The following is an 8,937-nucleotide window of genomic DNA, read 5'->3' as shown; positions in this document are numbered from 1 at the left end:
ATACTCAGCATGATAGCGTAATGTATGGTTTTACTGAAAATTATATAAAGGTAGAAACTCAGTATCATGCACATAAAGCGAATGAAATAAAAATGATAACTTTGGGTGATTTTAATTCCGTAAAAACAGCTCTTACCGAGATCTGAAGATGAATAAGATACTATATTATATATTGTATATCTGGATGTATTTGCATGCGCTGTTACCATTCAGAGCATTATATATTTTATCTGATTTTCTCTATTTTCTAGTATATAAGGTTATTCGTTACAGGTTGAAAGTCGTACGCATTAATCTTAAAAATAGCTTTCCCGAAAAAACGGATAAAGAGTTGCTCGCTATCGAGAAAGAATTTTACCATCATTTTTGCGATTACTTTGTAGAAACACTAAAACTATTGCATATCTCAGACGAAGAGATGCAAAAGCGAATGGTTTTTGAAAATATGGATATAGTGAAAGATTTGATGAAAGATGGGAATTCTGCGTTAATGTTCTTAGGGCATTATGGAAATTGGGAATGGGTTCCGTCAATCACGATGTCGTTTCGCAATAAAGAGGATCAAAATAAGCTTTTAGGACAAATCTATAGGCCTTTGAAAAATAAAGCTGTCGATGATTTGTTTCTCAAGATACGTAGCCGGTTTGGTTCTTTGGGAATAGCTAAGAATGAAACTTTGCGTGTTATTGTAAAGCTACGTAAGGCAAAGCAGCAAATATTAATAGGCTTCATGGCCGATCAGACGCCGTCTTTTCATAACATCCATTATTGGTCTACTTTTATGAATCAAGAATCTGCAGTTTTTACAGGGGTTGAACGTATTGCAAAGCAAACCGGGTTTGTGGTTGTTTATCTTGATATGGAAAAGGTGAAAAGAGGACATTATAAAGCAACAGTAAAATTGATTTCAGATAAGCCCCAGACCGAACCGGAATTCTATATAACAGAAACTTACATACGAGAGATGGAAAAAACCATTCTGCGTAATCCCGCTTATTGGCTATGGACTCACAAGCGATGGAAAATGACTCGGAAGGAAGTGGAACTAGCACAACACAAATGAAAAAAATAGCAATTGTTATTCTTAACTGGAACGGGAAAAAGTTACTAGAAGAGTTTCTTCCTACAGTTGTACGGTATTCATCTTTTCCTGATGTCGAAATTGTTGTGGCTGATAATGGTTCCACAGATGATTCTTTATCTTTCTTAGAGACAGCATATCCTCAAATATCATTAATAAGATTGCCTGAAAATTATGGTTTTGCAGGAGGATATAATATTGCATTGAAAGAAGTAAATGCCGAATATTTTGTTATTCTCAATTCTGATGTTGAAGTAACCGAAAACTGGTTAAAGACGACTATATCTTATTTGGATGAAAATGCAGACGTCGCTGCCGTTCAGCCGAAGATATTGGCTCAAAGAAACAAAGCTAGCTTTGAATATGCCGGAGCTTCCGGTGGATTCTTAGACAAGTATGGCTATCCATTTTGCAGGGGACGTATTTTTCAGAAAATAGAAGAAGATCATCATCAGTATGATACGCCGATAGATATCTTATGGGCTACGGGAGCTTGTCTTATTATACGTTCTGTAGACTTCTTTGAAGTAGGAGGGTTCGACTCATCCTTTTTTGCACACATGGAAGAGATTGATCTTTGTTGGAGATTGAACTCAAGAGGTAGGCGTATTGTTTGTTTGCCATCTTCGGTTGTGTATCATGTGGGAGCCGCCACATTGAGAAAGGAAAATCCCAGAAAAACATTCCTCAATTTCAGGAATAACCTTATAATGCTTTATAAAAATCTGCCTCAGGAACACTTAAAGAGAGTAATGACTATTCGTCTGATATTGGATTATATAGCAGCGTTCCAATTTGCTCTCACAGGAAAGTATGCTAATGCAAAAGAGGTTGTTAGAGCTCATAAGGACTTTTATAACAATAGGAAGATGTATCGGACTGCAAGACACGAAAACCTCGAAAAAATGATTGTTGAATACCCTGCAACTATCTACCAAAAAAGTATTCTTGCTGCTTATTATCTGAGAGGAATAAAGATATTCTCAAGTTTGAAGTTTGGACGTTAAGCTCTTCAACTGCAATTAAGTTTGATTTTTCTTATCTGAATTTTCTTTTTTCTTGTATATTTGGACTGTATTTATACTGCGTAACCAAATGAAAAAGATTGTATTTTCTTTTGTCTTGTTATTATTAGTTTCTGTGGCTCTTAAGGCACAGGAGAAGCAAGATACGTATATAGATATGGCAGTTATTTATCATGGGGATACGATTGCGATTATGAACCTCAAGCCGGTTTATATATATGCTCCGTTGAAATTTAAGAACAATAAACAAAAGCAGGAATACTCAAAGCTGGTAAGGGATGTCCGCATTGCATACCCTTATGCAAAAATGATTACAGCTGCTATTGTTGAGACTTATGAATATATGCAATCCTTGCCCAATGATAAAGCGAGAGATAAGTATATGAACGATGTGCAGAAATATATGATGGAAGAATACAAACCCAAGATGAAGAAAATGACCAAGAATCAGGGTAAGGTGTTAGTGAAGCTTATCGATCGTCAATGTAATACCTCGTCATATAATATTGTAAAAGCCTTGGTTGGTAGCTTCAAGGCCGGTGTATATAATGCTTTTGCCGGATTGTTTGGCAATAGCCTGAAAACAGAATATGATCCTGAAGGTAGAGATGCCGAAATAGAAGCCATCGTTACTCAGTTGGAGCAAGGTACATTAGACTATTATTATTCCATTAATTATCATGGATATAGATAAATAAATGCATTAGATTATAACAAAACAGCGACAAGTCCAAAAAGGTTTGTCGCTGTTTTATTTATAGAGGTGGCTATCTCTTATAGCTTATTGATTAAGCTTTTAGGTACATAGAATGTGTCGTTCTTGTCTATGTATACAGTCACTGTACTCAACGAGATTGGCTGATTGTTGAGATAAACTACCGATTTGAACGCAGGTATAGTCAACGTCATATTTCCTTTTTTTACTTTTAATACAGGGAAATCTGTTGACTTATCGATGCTATACTCTAATCCTTTAAAAACTTCAGTGTGCTTAGCAAACACTTCTTCTGTCATATTTTTCAAAGATGTTTTGAGACCTATAGCATCAGATAGATATTGGTTTATTTCTACATTCGTATTCATACCTATAGGCAGGTCACCATCAGGGTGATAAGCTGCAAGAAATACTTCTTCGCCGGTATGCCCACCCGTTGTGAATCCGAAATATGTATGTTGATTCATTATGTTGATAATACTCGAACCCATATTCACGCTGTTGCTTACTTTCATATAGTCTGCTTCTTGGTAGTTTTTGGAGCTGAGAAGCAAGTTTAGTTCATCGTCGTTCAGGTCTATATTCGTATATTCTTTAAATATGCTTTTGAAGTCTTCCGGTTTTGATTTCAATAAGATACGCTCCAAACCTTCTCCTGTTTTTTTGTATTGCGATACATTTTTGAATAGTTGATCGATGGTTGCTTTGTCATAGCTTTTCAGGTCTCTACGACCAATTGTAAAACCGCTATTACCATGATCGGGAAGAACTATTACTGTTGTTTCTCCATTCTTACGGGCAAAATCCATAACTGTGGCAACAGCTTTGTCGAATGCTAAATATTCTGTGATACACCCTACAGCGTCATTACCGTGAGCAGACCAGTCTACTTTACTGCCTTCTACCATCAGAAAAAAGCCGTTTTCGTTTTGAGAAAGTCTGTCGAGTGCTTTTTGGGTCATTTCATTCAGTGATGGAACTAGAGTAGAGTCTCTGTCTATGTCGTAAGGTAGCTCTCTTTCTCCGAATAACGCCCAAACTTTATCTTTTCCATTAAAGTTACGGAAAGCTTTTAAATCATCCTGAATAAGTCTGGTTCCCGTGTTCTTGAAATGTTGTTTAATGTCGTCAGTAAGTATAGAATTACCACCACCAAACATGACATCTAAGTTTTGATATGCCATTTGTGATGCGATATATTCATATTTGCCTCTGGCATAATAGTGTGCAGAGCAGTCTGCGGGTGTTGCATGCGGGAATTCCACTGTAACAACCAATCCTGTAGCTTTGTTTTGTTGATGTTTAGCCGCTTCCAATATTGTAGCTAATGGTTGGTAAGCTTTTGACGGATCTACAGGTACTAAGTCATTTTGAGGATCGGCAACAGGATAGATCGATACATTACCCGTTTGTTGGGGCATACCGGTCATATAACAAGAGGTTGTAGGAGCCGAGTCTCCAATAGGTGCATTTGAAGAAAATGTTTTTACGGTGCCGCATAGATAAGGGTCAATAGCTAAATTGTTTCCTCCAAGCTTGTTGTAAATCTGATACCAACGTGCGGCGGAAACTACACCAATCGATGTTCCGTCAGGTATCATCACAATCACATTTTTGGTAGGTCTGATATGCCTGCGGTACTGCTGTTGGGCATATATCGCGGTCGAAAAAATCAGCAGAAGCAATAAGACCATACTTGTTTTTCTCATGTTGGGAATATTTTGAATGATTAATAAATTGAAAAAGTATACCAAAGTTACAAAATATGTTTGCACCGCAAAGGCGCTGGATAATAATTTAAAGCCATTTCAACCCTTTTGTAGATAACAAGAAGAAGAGTCTGTTTTTTTATGGCTATAATTCATTTAAGTCACGCTTTTTACTGTAACTGAGTGTTACCTTTTTATGATTTGGTATATTGTTGTACATCATTTGTTTACATATTTAATATTGTTAAAAAGTAACAAAGGTAACAGTTGTTATGCTCTTTTTAAATGTCACTTTTACTTCTTTCAGATCACTATAATGTCTTATATAAGATAAATCTGCAATATAAGATTACAAACAGTTATTTGTTGATAAATGTGACTGCTCGGAGCCGTTCCCTTCGTCGATTTCTTTTTACAAAGGAAATAAATACGCTCTAAAAATATTGATGTATCTTTGCTTCTTAACTGAAATTTAATTTTTAGTTCTTAGTTTTGTTTTTTTAAGATAAATAAAAATAGATGGAGAATAAGAAGCCTCTGATACTCATTACGAATGACGATGGTTATCAGGCTAAAGGGATAGAAGCATTAATAGATAGCGTAAAAGATTTAGGAGAAATCATAGTTGTAGCACCCGATGGACCTCGTTCGGGAATGTCGAGTGCAATAACTTCACTACAGCCATTGCGGGTATATTTGATAAGTGAAAGCCAGAATATTAAAGTCTATGCCACAACAGGAACACCTGTGGACTGTGTAAAGTTAGGCATAAGTGAACTGGCCGGACGCAGACCTGATATTGTTCTTTCGGGTGTAAATCATGGCTCGAATGCAGCGGTAGCTGTCCTTTATTCGGGAACAATGGGAGCAGCAATAGAAGGAGCGGTGTTTAAAATACCATCTATTGGTTTTTCGTTACTCGATCATAGTCACAATGCAGATTTTACATATTCAAAAAAATATATTCACACGATTACCAAGCAAGTATTAGAAGAAGGGTTACCGAGTGGAACATGTTTGAATGTGAATATTCCGAAAGGAGATGATATAAAAGGAATCCGTGTTTGCCGTCAGACATCCGGGCAGTGGGTGAATGAATTTATGCAGTCGAAAGATGGAGCAGATAAAGATATATATTGGTTGACAGGAAACTTTGAGAATGATGAGCCGAGTGATGAAATGACAGATGAATGGGCTTTAGCTAACAGGTATGTATCGGTTGTGCCCGTAAAGGTGGATATGACAAATCATGATCTTATTGCCTCAATAAAGTCGTGGGAAGGCATTCTTTAATTTTCTATCGATAAAATTCAACACTATGAAATATTTTTTGGTGGCAGGAGAGGCTTCGGGAGATTTGCATGGGTCTAACTTGATGGCAGCTCTCAAAGCACAGGATGCAGAAGCTGAATTTTGCTTTCTAGGGGGCGATCTCATGTTGGCTCAGGGAGGACGACTCGTAAAGCATTATCGCGAAATGGCTTTTATGGGATTTATACCCGTACTACTCAATCTGAGGACTATTCTTCGTAATATGAAGATGTGCCAAAAGGAGATTATGGAGTTTAAGCCCGATGTGTTGATATTGATCGATTATCCCGGATTTAATCTGAAAGTTGCCAAATATATTAAAACGCATACCAACATTCCTGTATATTACTATATATCGCCAAAAGTATGGGCTTGGAAAGAATATAGAGTGAAATCGTTTAAGAAATATGTTGACGAAATGCTTTCTATTCTTCCTTTTGAAGTCGATTTCTATAAGAAGCATAACTATCGTATCGATTATGTGGGTAACCCTGTGGTAGATGCTGTAGCCAATTTTAGAGAAGAGAATAAGAATGACTTTAAAGATAAGTTTATAGCGGAAAACAACTTAGATAGTAAACCTATTATAGCTTTACTTGCAGGTAGTCGCCAACAAGAGATAAAAGATAATCTGCCCGCTATGCTCGAAGCCATCAAAGGCTTTAAGGGTTATCAGGCTGTGATAGCCGGAGCACCCGGTATAGACCCTGATTATTACGAAGAATATATAGGAAGTAATTCTTGTAAAATTGTATTTGGTCAAACTTACAGACTTTTGCAGTATGCTGATGTGGCATTGGTGACATCCGGCACGGCGACATTAGAAACAGCTTTATTCAAAGTTCCGCAGGTTGTCTGTTACAAAACGCCTATTCCTCATGTGGTTTATTGGGCATTCAAGAATATACTTCATACAAAATATATTTCGTTGGTAAATCTGATAGCCGATAGGGTAGTGGTACAAGAGCTTTTTGCCAAATTTTTCTCTGTAGATACAATTAGAGAGGAAATTAACAAGCTTTTGAATGACAACACCTATCGTGAAACGATGTTAGCCGACTATGATGAAGTCATAAGAATATTGGGTGAGTCTGGAGCGTCGCAAAGAGCTGCAGATATTATTATAAAAAAACTGAATAGAGAAAAATAATTCCTCTATTTCGCTTTCTAATTTTTGATAAAGTTTATTATAACTTTTCCTATTTCTTTGTTTAGCGGAATACTTTTGTTGCTGTACGTTGGCGTTTGTTCTGCCATGTCGCTACTTTTACAGTCTTTCAATACATGGTTCATATTCTCTATAATAACCTTTTGTGCTTTAGGATTGGCTACTGACAAGAGATTTGCATGTTCTATAGGTACCTGTATATCTGTTGTTCCCTGTATAATTAAGGTTGGAATGGTAAGTTTTGCGATCTCTTCCTGAGGATTGTATTTCATTACCGATATCATATATGGCTGTACGCTTGGGCGAAATAGTGCATTGAGGGTCGGAGGAACATTCGAGATAGTTTCTCCTTGTTTTAATTTATCCAAATAAGAGAATATCAGATCTTTTGTAGCTTGCGGTTGTCCTGCAAGTTGCTTTTCCAATTGTTCTTTAAGTATCACATCAAAAGGTACACCCATCCCTGCTATAGAAATGTATTTTGTGACTTTTGGGTTGTTTTCTGCGGCAATCATCCCAATCAATGAACCTTCGCTGTGACCTATAATTATTATGTTAGAAAATCGTTTGTCGTTCGACAATAAATCTATCCACTCTTTTACATCTTCAATATAATTCTCAAATCGGATATCCGATTCCTCTTTCATTGCTGATTGGCTCGCAGCTATACCTCTTTTGTCAAAACAAAGTGTAGCTATTCCACTGTAGAATAATTCGTCAGACAACATTTTGTATGCATCGTTTTGAGTAAGTTGACTATTCCCATTACGATCTGTTGGTCCCGATCCTGCTATAATAATTGCTATTGGGACAGGAGTTTTACTAATCGGAGCTTTTAATGAGCCAAATATATCGCCTGTTTTTGTTTTTAATATAATAGGTTCTTCACTTACGATTAATTGTGCTGATATATTTAGGGATAAGAGTAATAATAAAATAAATGATAGTTTTTTGCGATTCATAGCGATCTATTTTTAGTGTAAATAAGGTATGATGATAAAAATAAGTACTTTAACTAATATTTCGGATATAATAAGAGCTGCAGCAAAAGAAATTCCTCCAATAACTCCTTTTGTATTACCCGAAACGGAATAAGCATTGTATTTAAGTACAATGGACCAAGCTAATATTACAATAGACAGTAGAGAGGCTATAACTAATATTCCAATATTATCTTTAAGTATAGAAAATATTTCATTTGTATTTGCTGCATTTATGTTTCCAAAATCTAAATGAACAGCGGGTATTAAGCCTACTAGCCCAAACAAAATATGGGGTACTTGTGATAAAGACATTGTGCCTGCAATATCAATAATACGGACAGAAGATTTCGACACAATGCGAGCCGCAATATAGAAAATCACAGTCATAGAAATGAAGGTGATAATCTGATAAGCTATGTGCACTGCATAATATTGAGGCTGATTTGGTGGCGCATATTGCATCCCGATCACTCCATTGAAATGAGTATTTCCCAGATACCCTAAAACAGATAACAATAACATCACAATCAGTCCTAGTATAAGAGCTTTTGTACCGGCAATGTATTGAAAGGGCTTAAATAACCAACTTGCCACAGAAGATTTACTTTTCATATTCTTTTAGTTTATCAATTATATCGTCTAATAAATTTCTCACGGTAGGGTAGCTCAATTTTAAATCTTTAGCCATCTCTTTTAAACTTCCACTATTTTTTACAAATTTGAGAATAAAGTCTTGTTCTTCTACAGACAGACGGGCTAGTATGGGGAGTGCATAGAGACCGTGTACTTCTGTGGCACAATTTTCACAAACAAGGCTTTTGACTTTTAATTGTGTTTTACAACTTGGACAATTACATGGTAACATATTTACTGTGTTTTTTTACAAAAATAATATTTTATTTAATAATATTAAATTAATACTTAATAAAATTTATTTTTGTAAAA

Annotated in this window: 9 protein-coding genes; 5 read left to right on the top strand and 4 right to left on the bottom strand. The window is 36.0% G+C overall.

Annotation, left to right across the window (positions count from 1 at the left end):
• The first annotated feature begins 148 nt into the window (after positions 1-148).
• From LDB17_RS14990 to LDB17_RS14980, 3 genes are all read left to right on the top strand, one after another.
• Positions 149-1,063 carry a lysophospholipid acyltransferase family protein gene (locus tag LDB17_RS14990; protein ID WP_252638702.1) on the top strand — a complete coding sequence of 305 codons (915 nt, stop codon included), beginning with the start codon at positions 149-151 and terminating at the stop codon, positions 1,061-1,063.
• Entirely contained in the window at positions 1,060-2,088 is a 1,029-nt protein-coding gene (locus LDB17_RS14985; protein ID WP_252638703.1) for a glycosyltransferase family 2 protein, read from the top strand. The genes LDB17_RS14990 and LDB17_RS14985 overlap by 4 nt, the downstream gene beginning before the upstream one ends.
• An 88-nt stretch (positions 2,089-2,176) precedes the next feature.
• Positions 2,177-2,800, top strand: a complete 624-nt coding sequence (locus tag LDB17_RS14980) for a DUF4294 domain-containing protein (protein ID WP_252638705.1) — start codon at positions 2,177-2,179, stop codon at positions 2,798-2,800.
• 80 nt (positions 2,801-2,880) lie between these two features.
• Here LDB17_RS14980 and LDB17_RS14975 read toward each other — a convergent pair whose 3' ends face one another.
• Entirely contained in the window at positions 2,881-4,530 is a 1,650-nt protein-coding gene (locus tag LDB17_RS14975; RefSeq protein ID WP_252638708.1) for an alkaline phosphatase, read from the bottom strand.
• Positions 4,531-5,049: 519 nt separating this feature from the next.
• Here LDB17_RS14975 and surE point away from each other — a divergent pair.
• Together surE and lpxB are read left to right on the top strand one after the other, a co-directional pair.
• The gene (gene surE / locus LDB17_RS14970) at positions 5,050-5,823 is read left to right on the top strand and encodes a 5'/3'-nucleotidase SurE (RefSeq protein WP_006843511.1); all 774 of its coding nucleotides are present in this window, start codon (positions 5,050-5,052) and stop codon (positions 5,821-5,823) included.
• A gap of 25 nt (positions 5,824-5,848) precedes the next feature.
• Positions 5,849-6,991 carry a lipid-A-disaccharide synthase gene (gene lpxB / locus LDB17_RS14965; protein ID WP_252638709.1) on the top strand — a complete coding sequence of 381 codons (1,143 nt, stop codon included), beginning with the start codon at positions 5,849-5,851 and terminating at the stop codon, positions 6,989-6,991.
• 17 nt (positions 6,992-7,008) lie between these two features.
• On the opposite strand, the gene LDB17_RS14960 is transcribed toward lpxB, so the two are convergent.
• From LDB17_RS14960 to LDB17_RS14950, 3 genes are read right to left on the bottom strand one after another with little or no spacing between them, the layout of a single operon-like run.
• Complete coding sequence (locus LDB17_RS14960) at positions 7,009-7,971, bottom strand: alpha/beta hydrolase (RefSeq protein WP_252638711.1); 963 nt, start codon at positions 7,969-7,971, stop codon at positions 7,009-7,011.
• Between the two features lie 12 nt (positions 7,972-7,983).
• Positions 7,984-8,604, bottom strand: a complete 621-nt coding sequence (locus tag LDB17_RS14955) for a hypothetical protein (protein WP_252638712.1) — start codon at positions 8,602-8,604, stop codon at positions 7,984-7,986.
• Positions 8,594-8,857, bottom strand: a complete 264-nt coding sequence (locus LDB17_RS14950; RefSeq protein WP_006843507.1) for a DUF2089 family protein — start codon at positions 8,855-8,857, stop codon at positions 8,594-8,596. Before LDB17_RS14950 ends, LDB17_RS14955 begins: the two co-directional genes overlap by 11 nt.
• Between the last annotated feature and the right edge of the window lie 80 nt (positions 8,858-8,937).

The sequence above is a fragment of the Dysgonomonas sp. Shenzhen-Wh21 genome (genome assembly GCF_043392705.1).
Classification (GTDB): Bacteria; Bacteroidota; Bacteroidia; order Bacteroidales; family Dysgonomonadaceae; genus Dysgonomonas.
The sequence above is the reverse complement of the archived record's forward strand: the minus strand, read 5'-3'. Positions and strand labels throughout refer to the sequence as shown.

Bases quoted from the DNA above. Each gene is read 5' to 3' on its own strand.
- lpxB (WP_252638709.1), top strand. From the start codon at position 5,849: ATGAAATATTTTTTGGTGGCAGGAGAGGCTTCGGGAGATTTGCATGGG.
- LDB17_RS14990 (WP_252638702.1), top strand. From the start codon at position 149: ATGAATAAGATACTATATTATATATTGTATATCTGGATGTATTTGCAT.
- LDB17_RS14975 (WP_252638708.1), bottom strand. From the start codon at position 4,530: ATGAGAAAAACAAGTATGGTCTTATTGCTTCTGCTGATTTTTTCGACC.
- LDB17_RS14955 (WP_252638712.1), bottom strand. From the start codon at position 8,604: ATGAAAAGTAAATCTTCTGTGGCAAGTTGGTTATTTAAGCCCTTTCAA.
- LDB17_RS14950 (WP_006843507.1), bottom strand. From the start codon at position 8,857: ATGTTACCATGTAATTGTCCAAGTTGTAAAACACAATTAAAAGTCAAA.
- surE (WP_006843511.1), top strand. From the start codon at position 5,050: ATGGAGAATAAGAAGCCTCTGATACTCATTACGAATGACGATGGTTAT.
- LDB17_RS14980 (WP_252638705.1), top strand. From the start codon at position 2,177: ATGAAAAAGATTGTATTTTCTTTTGTCTTGTTATTATTAGTTTCTGTG.
- LDB17_RS14985 (WP_252638703.1), top strand. From the start codon at position 1,060: ATGAAAAAAATAGCAATTGTTATTCTTAACTGGAACGGGAAAAAGTTA.
- LDB17_RS14960 (WP_252638711.1), bottom strand. From the start codon at position 7,971: ATGAATCGCAAAAAACTATCATTTATTTTATTATTACTCTTATCCCTA.